Source organism: Dietzia sp. IBK-p2-16D, from assembly GCF_057773085.1.
Genome location: NZ_JBYMTL010000003.1, coordinates 354,196 through 376,657, shown reverse-complemented (window position 1 = coordinate 376,657; position 22,462 = coordinate 354,196). Strand labels below are relative to the sequence as shown.

At 71.0% G+C, this 22,462-nt stretch carries 22 protein-coding genes and 1 riboswitch; of the genes, 12 read left to right on the top strand and 10 right to left on the bottom strand.

What is annotated here, in order from left to right; all coding sequences use genetic code 11:
* Positions 1-10: 10 nt before the first annotated feature.
* Positions 11-169: riboswitch (cyclic di-AMP (ydaO/yuaA leader) on the bottom strand.
* 181 nt (positions 170-350) lie between these two features.
* A complete protein-coding gene (locus AC3DE3_RS09730; protein ID WP_260487059.1) occupies positions 351-638 on the bottom strand; it encodes a hypothetical protein in 288 nt (95 codons plus the stop codon).
* Positions 639-752: 114 nt separating this feature from the next.
* On the opposite strand from AC3DE3_RS09730, the gene AC3DE3_RS09725 reads away from it, so the two are divergent.
* Positions 753-1,154: a cold-shock protein gene (locus AC3DE3_RS09725; protein ID WP_312027423.1), complete on the top strand. Its 402-nt coding sequence runs from the start codon at positions 753-755 to the stop codon at positions 1,152-1,154.
* An 8-nt stretch (positions 1,155-1,162) separates the two neighbouring features.
* On the opposite strand, the gene AC3DE3_RS09720 is transcribed toward AC3DE3_RS09725, so the two are convergent.
* The 3 genes from AC3DE3_RS09720 to AC3DE3_RS09710 are packed head-to-tail and all read right to left on the bottom strand — an operon-like array spanning position 1,163 to position 3,949.
* Positions 1,163-1,672, bottom strand: a complete 510-nt coding sequence (locus AC3DE3_RS09720) for a DUF2771 domain-containing protein (protein ID WP_260487058.1) — start codon at positions 1,670-1,672, stop codon at positions 1,163-1,165.
* Positions 1,669-3,060: an MFS transporter gene (locus AC3DE3_RS09715; RefSeq protein ID WP_488369808.1), complete on the bottom strand. Its 1,392-nt coding sequence runs from the start codon at positions 3,058-3,060 to the stop codon at positions 1,669-1,671. Before AC3DE3_RS09715 ends, AC3DE3_RS09720 begins: the two co-directional genes overlap by 4 nt.
* Complete coding sequence (locus AC3DE3_RS09710) at positions 3,053-3,949, bottom strand: glutaminyl-peptide cyclotransferase (protein ID WP_488369807.1); 897 nt, start codon at positions 3,947-3,949, stop codon at positions 3,053-3,055. The genes AC3DE3_RS09715 and AC3DE3_RS09710 overlap by 8 nt, the downstream gene beginning before the upstream one ends.
* 57 nt (positions 3,950-4,006) lie before the next feature.
* Between AC3DE3_RS09710 and AC3DE3_RS09705 the strand changes: the two genes are divergently transcribed.
* Positions 4,007-4,927, top strand: coding sequence for a DUF3027 domain-containing protein (locus AC3DE3_RS09705; RefSeq protein WP_260487055.1), 921 nt, complete (start codon positions 4,007-4,009; stop codon positions 4,925-4,927).
* 5 nt (positions 4,928-4,932) lie between these two features.
* On the opposite strand, the gene AC3DE3_RS09700 is transcribed toward AC3DE3_RS09705, so the two are convergent.
* Positions 4,933-5,202, bottom strand: a complete 270-nt coding sequence (locus AC3DE3_RS09700) for a DUF2530 domain-containing protein (protein WP_488369806.1) — start codon at positions 5,200-5,202, stop codon at positions 4,933-4,935.
* Positions 5,203-5,278: 76 nt separating this feature from the next.
* Here AC3DE3_RS09700 and AC3DE3_RS09695 point away from each other — a divergent pair, with 76 nt between their 5' ends.
* A complete protein-coding gene (locus tag AC3DE3_RS09695) occupies positions 5,279-6,748 on the top strand; it encodes an NCS2 family permease (RefSeq protein ID WP_488369805.1) in 1,470 nt (489 codons plus the stop codon).
* 26 nt (positions 6,749-6,774) lie between these two features.
* Positions 6,775-7,611 (top strand): TrmH family RNA methyltransferase, encoded by an 837-nt coding sequence (locus tag AC3DE3_RS09690; RefSeq protein WP_488369804.1) that lies wholly within the window; start codon positions 6,775-6,777, stop codon positions 7,609-7,611.
* 92 nt (positions 7,612-7,703) lie between these two features.
* On the opposite strand, the gene AC3DE3_RS09685 is transcribed toward AC3DE3_RS09690, so the two are convergent.
* From AC3DE3_RS09685 to serC, 3 genes are all read right to left on the bottom strand, one after another.
* Positions 7,704-8,624, bottom strand: coding sequence for a DUF6928 family protein (locus tag AC3DE3_RS09685; protein ID WP_260487051.1), 921 nt, complete (start codon positions 8,622-8,624; stop codon positions 7,704-7,706).
* A gap of 8 nt (positions 8,625-8,632) precedes the next feature.
* Positions 8,633-9,574 carry a septation protein SepH gene (sepH, locus tag AC3DE3_RS09680; protein ID WP_260487050.1) on the bottom strand — a complete coding sequence of 314 codons (942 nt, stop codon included), beginning with the start codon at positions 9,572-9,574 and terminating at the stop codon, positions 8,633-8,635.
* 184 nt (positions 9,575-9,758) lie between these two features.
* On the bottom strand, positions 9,759-10,883 hold the full coding sequence (gene serC / locus AC3DE3_RS09675; RefSeq protein ID WP_488369831.1) for a phosphoserine transaminase: 1,125 nt from the start codon (positions 10,881-10,883) through the stop codon (positions 9,759-9,761).
* Positions 10,884-10,968: 85 nt separating this feature from the next.
* On the opposite strand from serC, the gene pdxH reads away from it, so the two are divergent.
* The 4 genes from pdxH to AC3DE3_RS09655 all read left to right on the top strand — a co-directional run bounded on the left by pdxH (position 10,969) and on the right by AC3DE3_RS09655 (position 14,001).
* Positions 10,969-11,634: a pyridoxamine 5'-phosphate oxidase gene (gene pdxH, locus AC3DE3_RS09670; protein ID WP_260487048.1), complete on the top strand. Its 666-nt coding sequence runs from the start codon at positions 10,969-10,971 to the stop codon at positions 11,632-11,634.
* A gap of 135 nt (positions 11,635-11,769) precedes the next feature.
* Positions 11,770-13,059, top strand: coding sequence for a citrate synthase (locus AC3DE3_RS09665; protein ID WP_260487047.1), 1,290 nt, complete (start codon positions 11,770-11,772; stop codon positions 13,057-13,059).
* Positions 13,060-13,090: 31 nt separating this feature from the next.
* Complete coding sequence (locus AC3DE3_RS09660) at positions 13,091-13,447, top strand: FKBP-type peptidyl-prolyl cis-trans isomerase (RefSeq protein WP_067712656.1); 357 nt, start codon at positions 13,091-13,093, stop codon at positions 13,445-13,447.
* Positions 13,448-13,614: 167 nt separating this feature from the next.
* Positions 13,615-14,001: a hypothetical protein gene (locus tag AC3DE3_RS09655; RefSeq protein WP_260487046.1), complete on the top strand. Its 387-nt coding sequence runs from the start codon at positions 13,615-13,617 to the stop codon at positions 13,999-14,001.
* A gap of 58 nt (positions 14,002-14,059) precedes the next feature.
* Here the strand turns inward: AC3DE3_RS09655 and AC3DE3_RS09650 are convergent, their stop codons facing one another.
* Complete coding sequence (locus AC3DE3_RS09650; RefSeq protein WP_488369803.1) at positions 14,060-15,976, bottom strand: acetate--CoA ligase; 1,917 nt, start codon at positions 15,974-15,976, stop codon at positions 14,060-14,062.
* A 62-nt stretch (positions 15,977-16,038) separates the two neighbouring features.
* Positions 16,039-17,565: a carboxyl transferase domain-containing protein gene (locus AC3DE3_RS09645; protein ID WP_488369802.1), complete on the bottom strand. Its 1,527-nt coding sequence runs from the start codon at positions 17,563-17,565 to the stop codon at positions 16,039-16,041.
* A 96-nt stretch (positions 17,566-17,661) separates the two neighbouring features.
* Here AC3DE3_RS09645 and AC3DE3_RS09640 point away from each other — a divergent pair, with 96 nt between their 5' ends.
* The 4 genes from AC3DE3_RS09640 to AC3DE3_RS09625 all read left to right on the top strand — a co-directional run bounded on the left by AC3DE3_RS09640 (position 17,662) and on the right by AC3DE3_RS09625 (position 22,386).
* On the top strand, positions 17,662-18,408 hold the full coding sequence (locus AC3DE3_RS09640) for an enoyl-CoA hydratase (protein WP_260489287.1): 747 nt from the start codon (positions 17,662-17,664) through the stop codon (positions 18,406-18,408).
* 238 nt (positions 18,409-18,646) lie between these two features.
* Positions 18,647-20,209 carry a hypothetical protein gene (locus AC3DE3_RS09635; RefSeq protein ID WP_488369801.1) on the top strand — a complete coding sequence of 521 codons (1,563 nt, stop codon included), beginning with the start codon at positions 18,647-18,649 and terminating at the stop codon, positions 20,207-20,209.
* A 267-nt stretch (positions 20,210-20,476) separates the two neighbouring features.
* Complete coding sequence (locus AC3DE3_RS09630) at positions 20,477-20,767, top strand: DUF485 domain-containing protein (protein WP_067712641.1); 291 nt, start codon at positions 20,477-20,479, stop codon at positions 20,765-20,767.
* Positions 20,767-22,386 (top strand): solute symporter family protein, encoded by a 1,620-nt coding sequence (locus tag AC3DE3_RS09625; protein ID WP_488369800.1) that lies wholly within the window; start codon positions 20,767-20,769, stop codon positions 22,384-22,386. The genes AC3DE3_RS09630 and AC3DE3_RS09625 overlap by 1 nt, the downstream gene beginning before the upstream one ends.
* Positions 22,387-22,462 lie beyond the last annotated feature (76 nt).

The window sequence follows — 22,462 nt, the reverse complement described above, 5'->3', positions numbered from 1 at the left end:
TACGCGTCAGTCCTTTTCACTCTGTGCCTACGGGGTGAGCTGTCGGGTTCGGACGAGTGCGTCCGGCCGCCGGCGGCGGCTTCACCCCAAGACGACCGTCGGTCGTCGGGCCCGTGGTGGGCCCTGTCGGGTCCCCCGTCCCCGCCCGGGTCAATGGTCACAGTCGCATCGGCCGCTGGGCGGGGTTCGGAAAGGTCGTCCGATGCCGACTCGCTGACGAGTCTGCTACGGAACTGTAGCGGTCCGATGCCTGATCGTCACCATTCTGAAATAAACTGGGGTGGTACAGGCCGGATCGCTACGTCGTTATCCGCTCGTTACCTGGGAGGTTCGAGTGCGGGTGCGCTTGGTCACACCTTGGGCGGGCGCGAGCCCAGGATGGCGTACAGCAGTCCCAGCAGGAACCCGACCGGGGTGAACAGCATCGCGCCGAGATAGAGGACCGTGGGGGCGTCACGCCCGAGCACGAACGGGGTGAGTGCGGCCGCGACCGTGAACGCCACCCCGATCGCGAAGATGACGAGCGCCGTCACGAACAGGCCCCGACGTCGCGGGGTCGGGGCGTCGTGTGCCCGGGCGGGCGCCGCGGTGTCGGGTGTCCAGGGGTCGCCGGCGGGGCGTCGATCGTCGGAGGTCACACCGGGAGGTTACCGTTCGCCTCGCGGTGGGCACCAACGCGCACGAGGGTAGTCTCGGGGTGTCAATCGAGGTGGCCGGTCGCGTTCGCGCGCTCGGCCGGGAGGTGGTTCGCGGTGCCCAGCGGCAAGGTCAAGTGGTACGACGCGGAGAAGGGCTTCGGCTTCCTGTCCCAGGAGGGCGGCGAGGACGTCTATGTGCGCTCCGACGCACTTCCCGCGGGAGTGGAGACGCTGCGTCCGCGGCAGCGCGTGGAGTTCGACATGGTCTCCGGCCGCCGCGGCCCCCAGGCGCTGCGCGTGGTGGTCCACGACGAGCCGACCGTCGCCGAGGAGCGTGCCCCGAGAAGTGGCCCCCGACGCTCGGCGGACGAGCTGCACGGGATGGTCGAGGACATGATCAAGGTCCTCGAGTCGACCGTCCAGCCCGAGTTGCGCCGCGGTCACCGACCCGACGCCAAGGTCTCGGGCCGGGTCGCCTCGGTGCTGCGGGCGGTGGCCCGTGAACTGGACAGCTGATCCACGGATCAGTCGTCGTAGGTGAAGCTCACCGACCACTCGCCGTTGAGGATCGTCTCCGAGCCGTCCCCGGCGTAGACGAGCGCCACCGAACGGAGGGCCAGGCCCTCGAGGCGGCCCTCGTCCGGGGTGGTCACGGGTACGAGTAGCTGCGCGGGCCCGCCCGCCTCGACCGTGTACTCGCGGGTGCCGCCGGCGCGGACCTCGTAGACGTCGATCGTCGAGTCCTGCAGTTCTCCCGGCAGCCGGACCGTGAGGGTGTGTTCATCCTGTACCCGGAAGTCGCCCACCGGGTTGGTGAAGGTGTTGCCGTCCAGGTCGGTCGCGGCGAACGGCAGTACCGTCACCTGGGAGCGGTCACTGGCGACGGTGACCTCCGGAAGCTTGCCGTACCTGGACTCGGAGCCCTGCCACGCACCGACGATCGCGGCGATCATGATGATCATCCACGCCGCGATCACCCAGGTGACGGGACGGACACGGGAGCCGGTCGACGGGGTCTCGTTGCGGGAACTCACCCCTCCATTCTGCCGAGGGGTCGGGTGTCGGCCACACCCGGGTCACGGGGCGGGCCCGGGAAGCGCGGTCGGTTGCCGCCGAGGCCGGGGACGAGGGTGGACCCACGGCCGGTCAGTTGGGACTGGGTGAACATCAGGGCCCCGACCACGGCGATCACCGAGAACCCGACGGTGAAGTCCGGCGGTAACAACACGCCCAGCGCACCGCCCAGGACCCACGCCAGTTGCAGTGCGGTCTCGGACCGCCCGAACGCGGACGACCGCGCGGCGTCCGGGATGTCGGTCTGGAGGGACGCGTCGAGGGCCACCTTGCCCAGGGCACTGCACACCGCCGCGACGAGGGCGAGGACCGCAGCGGCCCAGATGGTCCCGAGGAAGGCGGCGACGACGGCGGCCGCCAGGGCTGCTCCGCCCGCGATGCCGGTGATCCGCTCGGGCCGTCCCAGGGTGAGCCGAGCCCCCACGGCGTTGCCCGCGAAGGTGCCCAGCCCACCGGCTGCGCCCGCGATCGCCAGGAGGCCCGCCTGCTCGACCGCGGAGGCGCCCTCCTGGGCCTTGGCGACGAACGCGAGGAACAGGGTGAGGAAACCGGTCATGAATCGCACGAGCGACACCGCCCACAGGTTCGCCAAGACGTTTCTGCCAAGCGGCCGGGTGAGCACGGCCTTGAGGCCGCTGGCCAGTGATCGGCCCCGCTCCATCCGCAGGGTGGCGGACTCCTCGCCCTCCGACGCCTCGGCGTGCGCCGGAATGGTCATCGCGACGTAGGCCGCGACGAGCGCGACCGCGGCGAGCAACCACAGCGCGGCGTTCGAGTCCCACAGCCACGCCACCGCGCCGGCCGCCGCCCCCGCGACCAGACTGCCGCCGACGTGCCCGAGGACGGTGAGACGGGAATTGGTGCGGACCAGGTCCAGAGCCGGGGGCAACACGTGCGGGGTGATGGACGCCTTGACGACGCCGAACGTCTTGGACAGCACCAGCATGCCCAGGGCCAGCGGGTAGAGGAGCCACGAGTCGAAGTTGAGCGCGAGGATGACGGCGAGCACCGCGCGCAGGGTGAACGTCAGCGAGACGGTCAACCTGCGGCCGCTGCGCAGGCGGTCCAGGGCGGGGCCGATGACCGGAGCGACCAGTGCGAACGGGGCCACCGTGACCAGGAGGTACAGGGCCACGTTGGCCCGGGACTCCGCGGTCGCCGCGGAGAAGAAGAGGGTGTTGGCCAGGGCCACCGCGAGGATGGCGTCACACGCGAAGTTCGCGACCGTGACGTAGCTGAGGGGAGCCAGCCCGGACCGGCCCGCGCCGTCGGCGTGGAAGACCCGGCGAACGCCCCGCCCTGCGGACGAGAGGGCGCGGCGCGCGGGTCCGGTGGGGCGATCAGCCAACGAGGCGCACCTCGTACAGGTTGGGCCACAGCTTGCCGGTGAGCAGGACGTTCTCGGAGTCCGGCAGTGCCGCGATGCCGTTGAGGACCGCGTCGGGGTCCGCGGGGCGCGGCTGCTCGAGCCGCCCGGCGTCGTAGATCGCGGTGACGTGCCCCGTGGCGGGGTCGATCCGCACGAGTTCGTCGGTCATCCACACGTTCGCCAGGACCGAACCGTCCGCGCATTCCAGTTCGTTGAGACGGGTGACCGGCGCGCCCCCCGAGGTCACCTGCACGCGTCCGGTCGGCTCGAAGGTCACGGGGTCACGGAAGGTGAGGGTGTCGGAACCGTCGCTCATCACCAGGGAGGTGCCGTCGAAGCACAAGCCCCAGCCCTCACCCTCGTAGGGCACCTCCGACCGGACTTCGAGGGTCCGCGGGTCGCGGTTGTGGGCGACGCGGTTCTGCCACGTCAGGGTCCACAGCGTGTCGCCGGTGACGGCGAGCCCCTCGCCGAACTCGTCCGGCGCCATGTCCACCGACGCCGCGGGGTCGCCGCCCTCGAGCGGGCGCCGTTCGACGAGGGAGGCGCCGACCCGCCCCGTCGACTCGTAGATCTCGTCGCCCACCACCTGGAGGCCCTGGGTGAACAGTGACGGGTCGTGCGCCAGGGTGCGCACGACCTCGACCGAGCCGCGCGCGGGTTGCGGGTCCGACGGACCGACGGGCACCCCCCGGCTCGACGAACCGCCGGCGACCGAGCCGGCGGGGATGCTCGACGAGGCCAGCGCGGTGCCGGCGGTGGTGGTGGCGGGCGGGGCGTCGCCGTCTCCCGCGGAACACGCCGTGAGAGCGGCGAGGAGGCTCAGGGAGACGACGAGGGGGCCGACCGGGCCGAGGGCGCTGCGCATGTCCCAAGGATGCCGCACGACGGGCCGGACCGTGACCTCCACGCGGAGTTGCGCATAATGGGAGGGGTGAACACCGAGGTAGGCACGGATCAGGGGTCGGATTTCGACGACGCGCTGCGTGAGCGGCTGGCCTCCGGCGTTGACGTGGCACGTCGGGCGGTCGAGGAGTTCGCCGCCGCGGGAGTGGGGGAGCACCTCGGCAGCACCGTCGAGGCGGACTTCACCACCACGCATCGGTTCGTCTCCGAGCTCCCCGGGTACCGCGGGTGGTACTGGGCCTGCGTCCTCGCGCTCGTACCCGGCGGCGACCTGACCGTCGACGAGATCGCGCTCCTTCCGGGTGCGGATGCGCTGGTCGCCCCCGAGTGGGTGCCGTGGGATCGGCGCATCCGGCCCGGTGACCTCGGTGCCGGCGACCTGCTCCCGCCCCCCGAGGACGACGATCGACTCGTCCCCGGCTACGCGCTGTCCGGCGACGACGAGCTGGACGACCTCGCGGGGCCGATCGGCCTCGGCCGCCCCCGGCACCTGAGCCGGGAGGGGCGGGCCACCGCCGCCGACCGCTGGTCGGCCGAGCGCGGACCCGATGCCGAGATCGCCCGCGCCGCCAAGCACCACTGCGGGTCCTGCGGGTTCCTGGTGCCGGTGGCCGGGTCCCTGGGCGCGATGTTCGGGGTCTGCGCCAACGAGTTCTCCGCCGACGGTCAGGTCGTCCACCTCGGGTACGGCTGCGGAGCCCACAGCGAGGTCGAGATCCCCAGGGACACCGGGCCGGCCGTCGCCGAGGCCTACGACGACGCCGCCGTCGACGTGGTGGTCCTGCCGCAGCAGCTCGCCGCGACCGCACGCGCCCGGGCCGCGACCGCCGACGACCGGACCGCAGGTGCGGCGCCGGCCGGCGAGACGGCCGAGGAGACGGCACCCGCCCCGGAGACCCCGGACAGGGGAGCGGACCCGGAGCCCCCGAGCGGGGTCTGACCCGCTCAGTCCAGGTCGTAGTCCAGTCCCTGCTGGGCGCCCGCACTGCCGCGGAGGACAGCCCGGCGCTGCAGGGCGTAGACGATCGTGCCGACAGCGCCGACGCCGACGCCGACCGCGCCCAGGATGACCGAGCGCATGTCGACCTCGTCCATGAGCATGTGCGCCAGGAGGGCCAGTGTCCACGCCAACGTCCCGATGATCACGACGGGCCTCGGGTCCAACAGATAGGCGGGGATCCTCGGCACCCGCGGGTCTGTCGGCTCGTCCGTCATGACCGCGACGCTACCGCAGGCGGCGGGACGGTTACTCTATGACGGTTCCTCACCCACAGCTCAGGAAGGTCACCAGATGTCGCAGAGCACCGGGGCCCCGTCGCAGCCCCCCACGAAGGTCGGGGCGCTCGATCGCTACTTCAAGATCAGCGAGCGCGGCTCGACGGTGTCCCGCGAGGTCCGCGGCGGGCTCGTCAGCTTCTTCGCGATGGCCTACATCATCATCCTCAACCCGCTGATCCTCGGTTCCGGCACCGACGTCGAGGGCAACCAGCTCTCGATCGTCGAGATCGCCGCCGTCACCGCCTTCACCGCAGGCGTCATGACCATCGCGTTCGGCGCGATCGCGCGGTACCCGTTCGCATTCGCCACCGGGCTGGGGATCAACTCGCTCGTCGCCGTCACCATCGCACAGCAGGTGACCTGGGCCGAGGCCATGGGACTGGTGGTGATCGAGGGCATCATCATCGTGATCCTGGCGGTGACCGGGTTCCGTACCGCCGTGTTCAATGCGGTGCCCCCCGAGCTCAAGGCGGCCATCGCCGTCGGCATCGGTCTGTTCATCGCCATGGTCGGCGTCGTCGACTCCGGGTTCGTGCGCCGACTCCCCGACGCGGCCGGCACCACCGTCCCGGTGGGCCTCGGCATCAACGGTTCCATCGCCTCGTGGCCCACCTTCGTCTTCGTCTTCGGCCTCCTGCTCTGCGGAATCCTCGTCGCACGCCAGATCCGCGGCGGGTTGTTCATCGGGATCGTCGTCACCGCGGTCTTCGCGGTGATCGTCGAGGCCCTCGCCGACGCCGGGCCGTCCTTCGTCGACGGTGAGCCCAACCCGACCGGCTGGGGCCTCGCGGTTCCCGGCATCCCCGACTCGCTCGGCGGCATCCCCAACCTGTCGCTCATCGGTCAGGTCGACCTCATCGGCGCGTTCGTCCGCATCGGGCCGCTGGCCGCGGGACTGTTCGTCTTCACCCTGCTGCTCGCCAACTTCTTCGACGCCATGGGCACCTTCACCGGCCTCGGCAAGGAAGCCGAGCTCATGGACGACAAGGGCAACCTGCCCAACATGAAGGCCGCGCTGGTCGTCGAGGGATTCGGTGCCGTCGCCGGCGGTCTGACCTCGTCGTCGTCCAACACCGTGTTCCTCGAGTCCGCCTCCGGCATCGCCGAGGGAGCCCGGACGGGACTGGCGAACGTCGTCACGGGCGGGTTGTTCCTGCTGGCGATGTTCTTCACCCCGCTGTACGAGGTCGTCCCGGTCGAGGCCGCGGCCCCGGCGCTGGTGATCGTGGGCGCGCTGATGATCTCGCAGATCAAGGCCATCGACCTGACCAACTTCGCGGTCGCGTTGCCGGCGTTCCTCACGATCGTGGCCATGCCGTTCACCTACTCCATCGCCAACGGCATCGGCATCGGCTTCATCGCCTGGGTCGTCATGGCCACCGCCACCGGCAAGGGCCGCACCGTCCACCCGATCCTGTGGATCGTCGCGGCCGCGTTCGTCGTGTACTTCGCGATCGGGCCCATCACCGACGCGCTCGCCTGACCGGCCGGCGGAGAGGAGAGATCGAAGTGCACGTCGTCGATGTCTCCGATCCCGCCGACCCCAGGGTGGACGATCTCCGCGACCTCAACAATTCCGACCGTCGGCCCGATCTGCCCGGCGGTCGGGGGTTGGTGATCGCCGAGGGCACGTACGTCGTGGGTCGCATGCTGCTCTCCCGGTTCCGGCCCCACGTCATCCTCGGAACCGACGCGCGGTTGCAGCAACTGCGTCGGGAGGCCGCCGCCGAGGGATGGGACGCCGACGAACGGGCGGCCGACGCGGTGTACCTGCGCACCACCAAGGACGTCCTCAGCGAGGTGATCGGCTTCCGGTCCAGCCGCGACATCCTCGCCGCGGCGGACCGGCCCACGCCACTGGCGGTCGAGGAGGTGGTGGAGGGCGCGCGGACGCTCGTGGTGCTCGAAGGCGTCAACGACCCCGAGAACCTCGGCGCGATCTTCCGCAACTGCGCCGCGCTCGGGGTGGACGGCGTGCTGTTCGGGGCCGCCGCCGGGGACCCGCTCTATCGCCGGGTCGTTCGGGTGTCGATGGGACACGTCCTCCGCCTGCCGTTCGCCCACCTCCCCGGCACGCCCACCACCTGGCAGCGGTCCCTCGAGGACCTGCGGGAGGACGGCTTCCGGACGGTCGCACTGACGCCGTCCGCAGACACCCCGCTGTCCCGGGCCGTCGACGTGGACAAGGTGGCGTTCGTCCTCGGCGCGGAGGGGCCGGGGCTCACCGAGCACGCCATGCGGGCCTGCGACGTGCGGGCCGCGATCCCCATGACCGACGGCACGGACTCGCTCAACGTCGCCACGGCCGCCGCAGTCGCGTTCTACGAGCGGTCCCGCCGGGACTGACCGCGCCGCCAGCCCTTCCGCGAGCAGAGAGGCGCCCGGAACGGACCAGAGCGGGCAGTGAGCGGGCGGTACCCGGGGGAAGGGTGGCCCTGCTAGCGGGATCCGCCGCCGCGCCGACGGCGGGACACCGAATCCGCGCCGCGGCGCACCGCGTCACCGACCACACCGGCGATACCGCGGATCCGGCCACCTCGCGCACCCGCGCCCGGGCCCCGGGAGCCCGGTGGGAGCCGCTCGTAGTCGTCGTCGGCGTACGGGGAGGACCCGTCGGCCCCGCGGTCGGAGTCGGCATCCGGGTCGGGACCGGCGCCCGCGGCACGCCGGGCGGCGGCGTGGAGCTCGGCCCGCGACGGCATCCCCACCACGTGCAGGGCCGGCCCCGCGAGCGGTGTGTGCTGACGGACCTCGCGACGACCGTCGGTGGCGAATCCGTGGACCGGGACGTCGAGACCGCCCGGCTCCAGGTCGAAGCCGAGCCATTCACGGTGGGCGGCATGGAGGAGCGACGACGGCGAGAACGGCAGCGCCAGGAGGTTGTCCGCAGCCCGGTCCAGCGGGAACTCGCCGGCCCAGTAGGGGCGTTCGAACGGCAGCGGCATGCCCTCGTCCTCGACGATCCGGTCGTCGGCGCCGGCGAACGCCCGCACGAGCCGGCCGGATTCCCAGCGGGCGAACCCGCTCACCCCGGTCTCGGCGTCCTGGGCGAACAGCAGGACAGTGGGTGCCTCCACCAGCCGCAGCCACGTCTCGGCGGTGGCGGACGGGGTGAGAGGGCCCTCGACCGGGGTCTGGACGACGGTGAGTCCCGGGAACGACCCCACGTAGATCTCACCCGGCCCGACCGACGCCGACCGGTTGAGCGGGAACGAACCCAGGGACGCCACCGTGACGGTGGGGAACAGTCGCGACAGCAGGCGGCGCGCGAAACCGGGGTCGGACGGACGTCCCGCCCGGATCGGTGCGGCGGGATCGTCCGTGGCCAGGTACCAGAAGGTCGCGACGTGATGGCCCATGACCGGACTCAGTCGTCCTTGCCGCGGACCCCGAGCAGGACGTCCTCCCACGACGGCATCGTGGGATGACGGCGCGCGGGGCGTCGTTCGGGTTCGGTGGGCGTGGGCTGGAGGAAGTCCTCGTCGTCGTCGTTCCCGGCACGGTTCCCTCCGGTGCCCGTCCCCCCGGACGCCGACTCCGACGACCCGGACTCCACCGGCCCCGCCACCGCGGGCGCTGCCGGCGCGGCCGGGGTGACCGGCGCCGAGGGGGTCCCCGTCGCGGCGGGGGTGACGGGCGCGGCGGTCGGGGCCGGAACCGCCCGGATCGGCGGCGGCCCGGGCGGGAGCGGGGGAGGCGAGGAGACCGAACGCAGGGCCGTCGCGCGCGACGGGTCGAGGATGTTCTCGGCCTCGTCGTCGAGTGCGCGGGCCGACCCGCCGTGCGAGTCGGGGACGAACGACCACGTGGCGCTGGCGTCGTCGGACAATCCCGCCGGCCAGGAGGTCCGGACGACCCACCCGCCCGACCGGTCACGCCAGGCGTCCCAGGTGACCAGGTCCGGATCGACCCCGCGGCGGTCGAGGGCGGCGCCCACCCGGTCGGCGAGCGTGTCCAGCGACGGACCGTCCGGCAGTACCGGGTGAGAGGACCGGGCCATGTCCGCCGCGTTGGAACGCTCCAACAACACGGGTACGGCGAAGCCCTGGATCCGCGACAACGAGACCCCGGCGTCGGCGGCGACCTCCTCCGGGGAGGCGCCGTGCCGGATACGGTCCTGGATCTCACGGGGACGCAGGGTGCCGGTCACGGGAGCCCGCCCGGTCCCGCCGCCGGGTACGAACTCACCACGGGCGGCCGCGCGAAGGCGGTCGTCGAGTGGGAGGGAGAACTTCTCGCCGGAGTCCGGGACCTCGCATTCGACGACCGACGACTCGGTGTCCACACCGACGATCCTCAGCTTCCGCATGCCGCCTCCTCGACTCCTCGCGGCCCCGTCGGCGACCCGAGCGGTCCGCTACCCGGGGCCTGGGCGCGTCCTCACATGGTAGGGCAGCGCAGCCCACCCGGCGCGCGGACGGGCCGGGTGGGCTGCGGAAAACCTGCTCGGGCGACTCCGGAGGTGACCCCGGTGGTCCCCGGAGAGGGTCGGATCAGGCGAGCTGGCCGACCACGTGATCGATGCAGCGGGTCAGCTGCGTGACGTCCTCCGGCTCGATCGCCGGGAACATGCCGATGCGCAGCTGGTTGCGGCCGAGCTTGCGGTACGGCTCGGTGTCGAGGATGCCGTTGGCCCGGAGCGTCTTGGCGACGAGCGCGGCGTCGATCTTCTCGTCCAGGTCGATGGTGCCGACGACCTGCGAGCGGTGGGCCGCCTCGGCGACGAACGGCGTGGCGTAGTCGCTGGACTCGGCCCAGTCGTACAGGCGGGACGAGGAGTCCTTGGTCCGCGCCACGCACCAGTCCAGGCCGCCCCGGGTGTTCATCCACTCGATCTGGTCGGCGAACATCAGCAGGGTGGCCACGGCCGGGGTGTTGTACGTCTGGTTCTTGGACGAGTTGTCCACCGCGGTCGGCAGGGACAGGAAGTCCGGGCACCAGCGGTCGGTGGCGGCGATCTCGTCGACCCGCTCGAGCGCGGCCGGGCTCATGATCGACACCCACAGGCCGCCGTCCGAGGCGAACGACTTCTGCGGGGCGAAGTAGTAGACGTCGGTGTCGGCGATGTCGACGGGCAGCCCGCCGGCGCCGGAGGTGGCGTCGATCGCGATGAGTGCGTTCTCCGACCCGGCCGGGCGGGACACGGGGAGCATGACACCGGTCGAGGTCTCGTTGTGCGCCCAGCCGATGAGGTCCACCGACGGGTCGGACGTGGGCTCGGGCGCGGTGCCGGGCTCCGAGGAGATGACGATCGGGTCGTCCAGGAACGGCGCGCCGCCGGTGACCTTGGCGAACTTGGACGAGAACTCGCCGTAGGTCAGGTGCAGGGACTTGGAGCGCACGAGCCCGAACGCGGCGGCGTCCCAGAACGCGGTGGTGCCGCCGTTGCCCAGCACGACCTCGTACCCCTCGGGGAGGGAGAAGAGCGAGGCCAGGCCGTCGCGGACGCGGCCCACGACGTCCTTGACCGGCTTCTGCCGGTGGCTGGTGCCCATCACGGTGGTGGCGGCGTCGGACACGGCCGCGATCTGCTCGGGACGGACCTTGGACGGGCCGCAGCCGAAGCGGCCGTCGGCGGGCTTGAGGTCGGCGGGGATGGTGGGCAGCTGATCGCTCATGCTCTTGGGGTGCCGTTCCTTGTGGTGGTGTGGGACGGGTCCATCGTAGTCCGGCCCGTCCGGGGCCGGGAGTACCGTCTGGGTCATGGAGGAACCAGCCCTGGAACCGACCGACTTCGACGCCATGCGGGTCGGGTACGGCCTGCACCCCCGGCTGGACGTGGCCGACCTCGACGACGGGTGGCTGCCACTGTTCACCGCGTGGTTGGAGGAGGCGGGCCGCCGCGGCGTCCGCGAGCCCAACGCGATGGTGCTCGGCACCGTCGGTGCCGACGGACGGCCCTCGACCAGGACGGTGCTGTGTAAGGGCGCCGACGAACGGGGCATCACGTTCTTCACGACGACGACGTCCCGCAAGGGCGCGCAGTTGGCGGAGACCGGGTACGCGTCGGTGACGTTCCCGTGGTTGGTCGCCGAGCGTCAGGTCCACATCGAGGGCCCGTGCCGTCAGGTCGACCGGGCGGACAGCCTCGACTACTGGCGTACGCGGCCCCGCGGGTCGCAGGTCTCGGCGTGGGCCTCGGAACAGTCCAGGCCGGCCGAGTCGGTGGACGAGTTGGAGTCGCTGTACGCGACCGCCGAGCGGCGGCTGGCCGACGTCGACGAGATCCCGATGCCCGAGCGCTGGGGTGGGTTCCGGCTCGTCCCCGAGCGGGTGGAGTTCTGGCAGGGTGGCCCGGACCGTTTCCACGACCGCATCGAGTCCCTGCTCTCGGGGGAGAGCTGGACGGCCCGCAGACTGCAGCCCTGACCGCCCGCACGGGCCCGCGGGGGGAGAGTCGCAGAACTCCCTTCGAACCGTTGTCGACCGCCACGGTAGGGTGTGGCACAGCACATTCGTGGCGGGATTCAGGCCGCCGGGACCAGTCGTCGGAGAGGGAATCGCGTGACCGCAGGCTCGAACGGTTCGGACCGCAAGGCAACACTGTCCTACCCCGGCGGTGAGCTCGGACTCGATGTGGTGGAAGCGACCTGCGGAAGCGACGCGGTGCAGTTGGGTTCGCTGCTGGCCAAGACGGGGATGACCACCCTGGACGTGGGATTCGTCAACACCTCCGCGTGCACCTCCTCGATCACCTACATCGACGGCAACGAGGGGATCCTCCGCCACCGTGGGTACCCGATCGACCAGCTCGCCGACAACGCGTCCTTCCTCGAGGTCTCCTATCTCCTCATCTACGGCGAGGACCCCACGGAGGCCCAGCTCGCCGACTTCACCGAGAAGGTCCTCGGCGAGACGTCGCTGCCCGGCCAGATGATGCCGCTGCTGCAGGCCTTCCCCCGGGACACCCACCCGATGCCCGTCCTGTCCGCCGGCGTGAGTCTCTTCGGCACCCACGGTGACGACCTGGACATCGACGACCCCAAGGCCGTCGACCTGGCGACCGCGCGCCTGCTGGGTCGGGGTCCGACCCTCGCCGCCGCCATCGAGCGCATCCGCAACGGCCAGGAGGCCATCGACCCGGATCCGTCCCTCGGGTACGTGCGCAACTTCCTGCGCATGACGTTCGGCCCGGACTACGAGGTCACCGACGAGGTCGCCGACGCCCTCGACATGCTCCTGGTCCTGCACGCGGACCACGAGCAGAACTGCTCCACGTCGACCGTCCGCATGGTCGGCTCCTCCGAGGCCCCGCTCTACTCCTCGATCACCGGCGGCATCAACGCCCTGTACGGCCCGCTGCACGGTGGCGCCAACCAGGCCGTGCTGGAGATGCTCGAGCGGATCGAGTCCGAGGGTGGCGACGCCACCGACTACATGGACCGGGTCAAGAACAAGGTCGACGGCGTCAAGCTCATGGGCTTCGGTCACCGCGTCTACAAGAGCTACGACCCGCGTGCCCAGATCGCCAAGAAGCACGCGCACTCCCTGCTGTCGCAGAGCAACGACCCGCTTCTGGAGATCGCCCTCAAGCTGGAGGAGACGGCGCTGGCCGACGACTACTTCGTCGAGCGCAAGCTCTACCCGAACGTCGACTTCTACACCGGCCTCATCTACCGCGCGATGGGCTTCCCGACGGACATGTTCACCGTCCTGTTCGCGCTCGGCCGGATGCCGGGGTGGATCGCGCACTGGCGCGAGATGCGCGAGGATCCCTCTACCAAGATCAACCGCCCGCGTCAGGTCTACACCGGCCCGGCCGAGCGGAGCTTCACCCCGATCAGCCAGCGCTGAACCCGGGAACCTGACTCCAGGAGGAGACACCATGGACAAGCCCGAGATCGACATGCCGACGGGCCCCGCGCCCACCGACCTCGTCGCGGAGGACATCACGGTGGGGGACGGTGCCGAGGCGGTCGCCGGCGGCAACGTCACCGTCCACTACGTGGGGGTCGACTACGAGACCGGTGAGCAGTTCGACTCCTCCTGGGACCGGGGCGAGTCCATCACCTTCCCGCTCAACGGACTCATCCAGGGCTGGCAGGAGGGGATCCCGGGGATGAAGGTCGGCGGTCGCCGCCAGCTGGTGATCCCGCCGGACAAGGCCTACGGCACCTCCGCGGCCCTGCACCCGCTCGGCGGCAAGACCCTGGTGTTCGTCATCGACCTGCTCAACGCCTGAGCCCTCCTCCCAGCCGGGAGACCCGATCGCCCCGTCCTCCCCACGGAGGGCGGGGCGAACGGCGTCGAGGGGAGAATTCGCCCCGATCTGGGCGCACTACGGCGGGCTTGAGTAAAGTCTTTTCTTATCGACGGTGATCAGCGCCGTCCGAACGGGAAAGAGTCCTTATGACCCAGCCCATCCGTCGCGCCCTCGCGGCCGTCTCCGCCACTGCTTTCGCCGCCGCCGGTCTCGGTCTCGCGGTCCCCGCCACCGCCACGGCCGCGCCCCGCGTCGAGACCGTGTCCGGGGCCACGTATGTCACCTTCGACGACCTCGCGCCGGGGCAGCTCGACACCGTCGAGGACCTCGCCGAGCAGGTGAACCTGATCTTCCCGGGCGACCAGGAGGTCGTCTTCGTCATCGACAGGAAGGGGCCCCGCTCCGCGATCGGGGTGTACGGGCCCTCTCGCGGCGGGATCTCCCTGGCGGTCGAGTGTGACCCCGCCGTCGACACGTGGGAGTCCCATCTCGCCGGGTCCTGCCAGGGCAACGAGGAATCCCTCCTCGACTGAACGGCTGCCGGAACGGGAGTCCGAGCCCGCCTGCCTCCTGCGGCGGCGGGCTCGGACCCTATCCCTGAGGCCGCAGGAAGGGCGCCAGCGCGTCCAGTACGGCCGGGTCCTCGATCGTCGAGGGCACCACGACGTCCTGCTGTCCGTCGGCGATCTGCCGCATGGTCTTGCGCAGGATCTTGCCCGACCGGGTCTTGGGCAGACCCTGGACGACCGTGCAGTCCCGGAACGTGGCCACCGCCCCGATCTCGTCACGCACCATCGCCACCAGCTCTGCGCGCAATTCCTCGGGGTCCCGGACCTGACCGGACTTGAGGACCACGTATCCGACCGGTCGCTGGCCCTTCAGCTCGTCCCTGACCCCGATCACGGCGGCCTCCGCCACGGCGGGGTGGGTCGCGATGACGGCCTCCATCGACCCGGTCGACAGGCGGTGGCCGGCCACGTTGATCACGTCGTCGGTCCGGCCCATCACATAGACGTAACCGTCGGAGTCGATGTACCCGCCGTCCCCGGTCGAGTAGTACCCGTCGAAGACCGACATGTACGAGGAGACGAACCGCTCGTCGTCCTCCCACAGCCCCGCCAGCGTCCCCGGTGCCATGGGTAGCCTGATGGCGAGATTGCCCTCCTCGCCCGCGGGCAGTGGGTTGCCCTCGCCGTCGAGGACGTGCAGGTCGTACCCGGGCACGGCGACGGTGGGGGAGCCCGCCTTGATCGGCATCGGTTCCAGACCCCGCAGGTTGGAGGCGATCGGCCACCCGGTCTCGGTCTGCCACCAGTTGTCCACAACCGGCTTCGCGAGCTTGTCGGTGGCCCACTGGTAGGTGTCGGGGTCCAGGCGCTCACCCGCGCAGAACAGGGTGCGCATGGAGGACAGGTCGTACTTGTCGACCTCGGCGCCCTCCGGATCCTCCTTGCGCACCGCGCGGACGGCGGTGGGGGCGGTGAACAGCGCGGTGGCACGGTGCTCGGAGATGACCCGCCAGAACGCTCCGGCATCCGGCGTGCCGACCGGCTTGCCCTCGTAGATGATGGACGTCGCGCCGATCAGCAGGGGGGCGTAGACGATGTAGGAGTGGCCCACCACCCAGCCGACGTCCGAGGCGGTCCACCACACCTCACCCGGACGGACCCCGTAGATGTTCCACATCGACCACGCGAGCGCGACAGCATGGCCGCCGTTGTCCCGCACGACGCCCTTGGGCAGTCCCGTGGTACCGGAGGTGTACAGGATGTACAGGGGATCGGTGGCCCTGACGGGCACCGGGGCCGCCCGCTCGGACGCGGCGACGGCGTCATCCCAGTAGCTCCAGGTGGTGCCCGGTGTCTCCGGGAAGACCTCGTCGGGGAACTGGTCGTGGCGCGGGGCCACGATCACCGCGCCGGGGGTGTGCCGGGTGAGTTCGAGGGCCTTGGCCACCATGGGGAAGTACGGCACCTTGCGGGTCGGTTCGATCCCGCCGTGCGAGGTGACGATGACCTTGGGACGCGCGTCGTCGATCCGGATGGCCAGCTCCGGCGCGGCGAAGCCGCCGAAGACGACCGAGTGCACCGCTCCCAACCGGGCGCACGCGAGCATCGCCACGGCCGCGCGCGGGACCATCGGCATGTAGATGACGACCCGGTCGCCCCGCCCGACCCCCTCGGCCGCCAGTGCCCCGGCGAACTCCTCGACCCGCGTCAGCAGCTGCGCGTAGGTGATGGTCTCCTTGACGCCGGTCACCGCGGAGTCGTAGATGAACGCGGCCTGATCCCCGCGGCCCGCGTCGACGTGCCGGTCCAGGCAGTTGTAGGAGGTGTTGAGCTCCCCGTCCGGGAACCAGCGGTAGAACGGCGGGCGGGAGCCGTCGACCGCCGTGGTCGGGGGCGTGGTCCAGTCGATGTCCTCGGCGATCTTGAGCCAGAACGCATCGGGATCGCTGATCGAGAGCCGGTGGGCGGCGGCGTAGGCCGAGGTGGTGGAGTCCGACATCGGGAGTTCCCCTCACAGACGGGAGCGTGCCCGCCGATCGGGTCGGTGGGCTGTGACAGGACTCACTCTACGGGTAGGCCGAGGACGCGATACCTCATCATGCGCTCGGCATACCTCCGCTCAGGGGGGCGTCTGCGGACCTCGAGGAGGGCGGCCGCGACGGCGTCGGCCATGCGGTCGCAGAAGGCGTCCGGTTCGTCGGCGGCGTCGGGCTTCTCGGGGACCACCACGTCCACGATCCCGGCCTGCAGCAGGTCGGTGGAGGTGATCCCCTGCGAGCGGGCGACCTCGGGCGCGCGGGTGGTCTCGTGGTGGAGGATGGCGCTGGCACCCTCGGGCGGGAGCGGCGCGAGCCACCCGTGTCTCGCGCACAGGACCCGGTCGGCCGGCAGCAGTGCGAGCGCGGCCCCTCCGGTGCCCTGGCCGAGTATCACCGACACGGTCGGCGTGGACAGGGTGACCAGGTCGGCCAGGCTCCGCGCGATCTCGCCGGCCAGGCCACCCTCCTCGGCCTCCCGGGACAGGGCGGCACCCCGGGTGTCGATGAGCAGTACCAGGGGGACACCCATCTCGGCCGCGATCCGCATCCCGCGGCGGGCCGAGCGCAGTGCGGACGGCCCCAGGGGACTCGTCTCGTTCTCCGCATCGCGGTCCTGCGCCAGGACGACCGCGGACTGGCCGCGGAACCTGGCCAGCGAGAGCAGGAGGGATCCGCTGTCCTCTCCCTGGCCGGTGCCGGAGAGCGGAACCCGGCCCGGCGACACACGGTCGAGGAACGCCCGGGCGCCGGGACGGTCGTGGCGACGGGACCGCGTGATGGCATCCCAGGCGTCCGGGGGAGTGCCGTCGTCGGACTCCGGCTCGGGCACCGGCCCGTGCGGGGGGACCGGTTCGTCGTCCGAGGGCGGGTCCTGGCACAGGACCCGCAACGCCCGCGCCGTGAGGTCCCGCAACCCCTCCGGAGGGAGTACGCCGTCGATCATCCCGCGCCGTGCGAGGTTCTCGGAGACCTGGACGCCGTCGGGGAAGGGGGAATCGTAGAGGGCCTCGTACACGCGGGGGCCGAGAAAGCCGATCAGCGCCCCGGGCTCCGCGACGGACACGTGCCCGAGCGAGCCCCAGGACGCGAACACCCCGCCGGTGGTCGGGTGACGCAGGTAGACGAGGTAGGGCAGGCCCGCGGATTTGTGTCCTGCCACCGCCGCCGAGATCTTCACCATCTGCAGGAAGGCGACCGTCCCCTCCTGCATACGGGTCCCCCCGGAGGTGGGCGACGCGAGGATCGGCAGGCCCTCGGCGGTGGCCCGTTCGACCGCCGAGACGATCCGCTCGGCGGCGGCGATCCCGATGGACCCGGCCAGGAAGTCGAACTCGCATGCGATGAGCACCACCCGACGTCCGAGCAGGGTCCCCTCGCCGGTGATGACGGACTCGTCCACCCCCGACTTCTCGGCCGCCCGCAGGAGGGCGTCCTCGTACCCGGGCACCGAGTCCACCTGGGGCGAGCGGACCGGCGAGCCGTCCCATGATCGGAACGAGCCGTCGTCGAGGACCAGGTCGAGGATCTGTAGAGCTCCGGTTCGCGCCATGACCGCATCGTACGGTGGGGGTGACTACCAGCCGGTATCCTCGGCCCAGGGGTGCGCCGCCGCACCCCCCGTCCCGCAGAGGAGGCCCCCGCCGCCATGATCGTCACCCGCAGGGACGGCGCAGTAGTCGTCGTCACCATCGACCGCCACGAGACCCGAAATGCACTCGACGCCGAGGTGTGCACCGCGCTCCGGGAGGCCGTGGAGGCGGCCGGCGCGGAGGCCGAGTCCGAGGATCCGGTCCGAGCGATCGTCGTCACGGGCGCGGGGTCCGCGTTCTGCGCCGGGGCCGACCTGTCCGGCGGGGTGTACAACTCGAACTTCTATGACGCGCACGCCGGCATGCTCCGTGCCGTCGAGTCGGTCCCCGTGCCGGTGATCGCCGCCGTCAACGGACCTGCCGTCGGCGCCGGGGTGCAGCTCGCCCTGGCCGCGGATCTCCGGGTCGTGGCACCGGGCGCGGTCTTCGCGGTGCCGGTCGTCAAGGTGGGCCTGGCGCTCGACAACTGGACGATCAAGCGGCTGGCCAACGTCGTCGGCGGCGGACACGCCCGCTCGGTGCTCATGACCGCCCGGCCCGTCGGCGCGGAGGAGGCGGCCCGGATCGGGCTCGCCAACGAGATCGGCGACATGGAGGCGGCCATGGAGCTCGCCGCCGAGCTCGCGCGCTCCGCGCCGCTGAGCCTGAGACACATCAAGACCGTCATCAACGACGACGACGCCCGACTGCTCCCGCGAGACGAGCACACCGAGCTCCAGCTGAGGGCGTGGAGCAGTGAGGACATGGCCGAGGCCCGGGCCGCCCGCGCCGAGAAGCGTCCCCCCGTCTTCCGGGGGCGCTGAACGGCCCACCGACAGGAGATCGCCCCGCGGCGGCCCGTCAGGTGTCGACACCGCGCGGCCCCCGGCCCGGGTACGATTCCAGCGCCCGACCCGGATCCGCCTGACGTGGGCGTCTGGCACTGCCCCGGGTACCTAAGATCCAGGGGGAACGCCAGCGATGGCCAGGCACAGCGCGTCGCCGCAGAGTGGGAATCCGACGGCCCGGAGAGTGGTCCTCGTCGGGGGTGCACTCCTCGCGGTGGTCCTTCTCGCGGGGCTCGTGCTCACTGGGCTCTCCAGGGCCGGTGTCGGCGGGTTCTGCGGGGAGGACGTCCGGATCAGTGTCGCCGCCGAGCCCGACATCTCCGCCCACGTCGACGCCCTGGCCCGGGGCGCCGACGGGTGCTACTCCTTCGAGGTCGCCCCGGTGTCGTCCGCGGACCTCTCCGCGCGTATCGCCTCCCGCGAGGCCCTCCCCGACATCTGGGTCCCCGACTCGGCCGTGCGGCTCGCGCAGCTGTCACAGGATGTCCAGATCCCCTTCGACACGGTTCTGAACTCCCTCGCGTCGACCCCGGTGGTCATCGCGTTCCGCGACACCCGGATCGACATGTCCACGTGGACCACCGCGCTGGCGACGCCGGGACTGATGATGGGCGATCCCGTCCGGTCCGGGATCGCGGATGCACCGATCCTCGCCGCCACCTCCGAGGTCGAGAACATGCGGTCGACCCCGGAGTCGCTCGGTGCCTCCATGGCCATGCTGGCCCAGGGGCAGGTGAGCCGCATGGAGGCCCCTCCGGCCTCGCGCGAGATGCTCGACAGGGTGATCTCCGGGGGCGGTGCGACGATCGTGACCGAGCGTGAGGCGGTGCTCTCCCGGCGCGACGCCCCGGGCTCCGGGCTCGAGATCGCCGCCCCGGACACCGGCGCCGTCTTCCTGGGATACCCCCTCGCGGTCACCACCCAGGACCCGACCCGGCGAGCCGAGGTCGCCGGCGCCGCCGAGGCCCTCCGTGATGCGACCGCCTCATCCGATTTCCTCGACGGGCTCTCGTCCGACGGCTTCCGGACGGCGGACCGGGCGCCCCTCGCGGACGGGGCGGGGGTCGGCGAAGCGGAGGTGCTCATCGTCCGCGACCCCAACCGCCTCCACGGGACGCTCCAGCGCTGGCGGCTGCTGGCGATGCCCGCCCGGTCCCTCGTCCTGGTGGACACCTCGGGATCGATGGGGTTCGGGGTACCCGGCACGGACCGGACCCGGATAGAGGCACTCGTCGCCACCGCGACCGCCGGACTCGCGCAGTTCCCCGACGACGCGGCGCTCGGGCTGTGGGCGTTCGGCGGTGCGGCCGGACGGAACAGCGCTCCGTACGCGGAGGTCGCCGCACTCGAGCGCCTCGACGCTGCCGGTGCCGTCGGCTCGCACCGGGAGACCCTGGTCGACGCGCTGGCGACCCTGCCCGGTCTGGTGGGCGGAGGGACCGACCTCTACCGGTCGGTCCTCGACGCGTACGCCGTGGTGCGCTCCGGGTACGACCCCAACATGATCAATTCGATCATCGTGATCTCCGACGGGGCCGACGACGCGACGTCGGACCTGGGCGAGGGGGAGTTCCTCGCCCGGTTGCGGGAGATGGTCACGCCGTCGCGTCCGGTGATCGTGGTGTCGATCAGCCTCCTCGACGACACCGGGTCGGGCACCCTCGCGGAGATCTCCCGGGTGACAGGCGGGAGCACCCATGTCGCCCGGACGCCCGACGAGATCGTGCGGGTGTTCGCCGACGCGGTGGGCCGCCGCGGTGGGATCCCCGGGGCCTGACCCGTCTTCAGCCCCGGACTGAGGTAGTGACACCCGCTGATGGGGGTGAGTCGACCCCCAAGTTGCAGGCGGTCACAAGTGTTCGGGCAGTCGCCGTCCTAAGCCTTGTGTTACGTGTCACACTTTCACCGTCACTACCTGTGAGGCGCATCACTACAGCGGTGCGCTGATGAGAACCCGAAACGGAGGACCTCCGTGTCCCAACCCACAGATCCGCCGACGGGGGGCGCATCGCGGCGAACCCCGGAAGCGGCGGAATTCACGGCGATGCAGTCGAGCCCCGCCTTCCAGGAGCTGCGCAGCAAGTTCCGGGCGTTCGTGTTCCCCATGACCGTCGCCTTCCTCATCTGGTACTTCCTCTACGTCATCCTCGCCGTCTACGCCACGGACTTCATGGCCACGAAGGTGTTCGGGAACATCACCTGGGGCCTGATCATCGGCCTGGGGCAGTTCGTGACGACCTTCCTCATCACGTTCCTCTACATCCGGTTCGCCAACCGCGTGATCGATCCCCGTGCGGAATCCATCCGCCTCGAGCTGGAAGGTGAGGCTGTCTGATGGATTGGCTACTCAACATCAACGAACTCGTACCGGGCGAGCAGGTCGGCAGCACGCTGCTCAACATGGTCGTGTTCGGCGTCTTCATCGTCATCACGATGACGCTCGTCCTCAGGGCGTCCAAGTCCACCAAGTCGACGAAGGACTTCTACACCGGCGGGTCCACCTTCACCGGTCCCCAGAATGGTTTCGCGATCGCCGGTGACTATCTGTCGGCGGCGTCGTTCCTTGGTATCGCCGGCGCCATCGCCATCAACGGGTACGACGGATTTCTCTACTCCATCGGATTCCTCGTCGCCTGGCTCGTCGCCCTGATGCTCGTCGCCGAGCTGATGCGCAACACCGGCAGGTTCACCATGGCCGACGTGCTCAGTTTCCGCCTCAACCAGCGGCCCGTCCGTATGGCGGCGGCCCTGGCCACCCTCGCGGTATGCCTCTTCTACCTGATCGCCCAGATGGCCGGCGCGGGCGGCCTGGTCGCGCTGCTGCTCAACATCAACGACTCCACGGGGCAGGCGATCGTCGTCGCGGCCGTGGGGCTGTTGATGATCGTGTACGTGCTGGTCGGCGGGATGAAGGGCACCACCTACGTCCAGATGGTCAAGGCGGTCCTGCTCGTCGGCGGCGTGCTCATCATGTGCCTCATGGTTCTCGTGGCCGCGCGCGGCAACTTCTCCGCGCTCCTCGGGGAGGCCGTCGCCAACTCGGGCAAGGACCTACTGCAGCCCGGTCTGCAGTACGGCGCCACCGAGACCAGCAAGCTGGACTTCGTGTCCCTGTCGATCGCCCTGGTCTTCGGCACCGCCGGACTACCGCACGTGCTGATGCGCTTCTATACGGTCCCCACCGCGAAGGAGGCCCGACGGTCCGTCACCTGGGCGATCGCGCTCATCGGCGGGTTCTACCTGTTCACCCTCGTGCTCGGGTTCGGTGCCGCGGCGATGGTCGGCCCGGAGGTGATCCAGGCCGCGCCCGGTGGCGTGAACTCGGCGGCACCGCTGCTCGCGTTCGCCCTCGGCGGTGAGATCTTCCTCGGCATCATCTCCGCGGTCGCCTTCGCGACGATCCTCGCGGTGGTGGCCGGGCTGGCGATCACGGCGTCCGCCTCGTTCGCGCACGACATCTACAACGGCGTGCTCAAGCGTGGGCAGGCCACCGAGAAGGCGCAGCTCCGCGTCTCGCGGATCACGGTCGTCGTGATCGGTCTGGTGTCGATCGTCATGGGTATCGGCGCGATGGGGCAGAACATCGCCTTCCTCGTGGCCCTGGCCTTCGCGATCGCCGCGTCGGCGAACCTGCCGACGATCCTGTACTCGCTGTTCTGGAAGCGGTTCAACACCACCGGTGCGCTCTTCTCGATGTACGGCGGCCTGATCAGCACCCTGGTGTTGATCGCGCTCTCCCCGGCGGTCTCCGGCGGCGAGAAGTCGATGATCTCGAGCGTCGACTTCTCCCTGTTCCCGCTCTCGAACCCGGGCATCGTGTCGATCCCGCTTGCATTCCTGCTGGGCATCATCGGCACGCTCATCGGCAAGAAGGACGAGTTCCCGGAGAAGCGGGTGGAGATGGAGGTCCGGTCCCTCACCGGCGTCGGTGTGGAGAAGACCATCGCCCACTGACGTTCCTCACCTCGACGGGGTCGCCACAGCGGACCCCCGCCCGGCCCGCCCGGTCGTCCTCGGACGGTCGGGCGGG

Excerpts from the sequence above, each read along its gene's own strand:
- pdxH (WP_260487048.1), top strand. The coding sequence starts at position 10,969 with ATGGAGGAACCAGCCCTGGAACCGACCGACTTCGACGCCATGCGGGTC.
- serC (WP_488369831.1), bottom strand. The coding sequence starts at position 10,883 with ATGAGCGATCAGCTGCCCACCATCCCCGCCGACCTCAAGCCCGCCGAC.
- AC3DE3_RS09710 (WP_488369807.1), bottom strand. The coding sequence starts at position 3,949 with ATGCGCAGCGCCCTCGGCCCGGTCGGCCCCCTCGTCGTCTCCCTGAGC.
- AC3DE3_RS09705 (WP_260487055.1), top strand. The coding sequence starts at position 4,007 with ATGGGAGGGGTGAACACCGAGGTAGGCACGGATCAGGGGTCGGATTTC.
- AC3DE3_RS09650 (WP_488369803.1), bottom strand. The coding sequence starts at position 15,976 with ATGTCGGACTCCACCACCTCGGCCTACGCCGCCGCCCACCGGCTCTCG.
- AC3DE3_RS09645 (WP_488369802.1), bottom strand. The coding sequence starts at position 17,565 with ATGGCGCGAACCGGAGCTCTACAGATCCTCGACCTGGTCCTCGACGAC.
- AC3DE3_RS09660 (WP_067712656.1), top strand. The coding sequence starts at position 13,091 with ATGGACAAGCCCGAGATCGACATGCCGACGGGCCCCGCGCCCACCGAC.
- AC3DE3_RS09625 (WP_488369800.1), top strand. The coding sequence starts at position 20,767 with ATGGATTGGCTACTCAACATCAACGAACTCGTACCGGGCGAGCAGGTC.
- AC3DE3_RS09685 (WP_260487051.1), bottom strand. The coding sequence starts at position 8,624 with ATGGGCCATCACGTCGCGACCTTCTGGTACCTGGCCACGGACGATCCC.
- AC3DE3_RS09700 (WP_488369806.1), bottom strand. The coding sequence starts at position 5,202 with ATGACGGACGAGCCGACAGACCCGCGGGTGCCGAGGATCCCCGCCTAT.
- AC3DE3_RS09695 (WP_488369805.1), top strand. The coding sequence starts at position 5,279 with ATGTCGCAGAGCACCGGGGCCCCGTCGCAGCCCCCCACGAAGGTCGGG.
- AC3DE3_RS09630 (WP_067712641.1), top strand. The coding sequence starts at position 20,477 with ATGCAGTCGAGCCCCGCCTTCCAGGAGCTGCGCAGCAAGTTCCGGGCG.
- sepH (WP_260487050.1), bottom strand. The coding sequence starts at position 9,574 with ATGCGGAAGCTGAGGATCGTCGGTGTGGACACCGAGTCGTCGGTCGTC.
- AC3DE3_RS09640 (WP_260489287.1), top strand. The coding sequence starts at position 17,662 with ATGATCGTCACCCGCAGGGACGGCGCAGTAGTCGTCGTCACCATCGAC.
- AC3DE3_RS09655 (WP_260487046.1), top strand. The coding sequence starts at position 13,615 with ATGACCCAGCCCATCCGTCGCGCCCTCGCGGCCGTCTCCGCCACTGCT.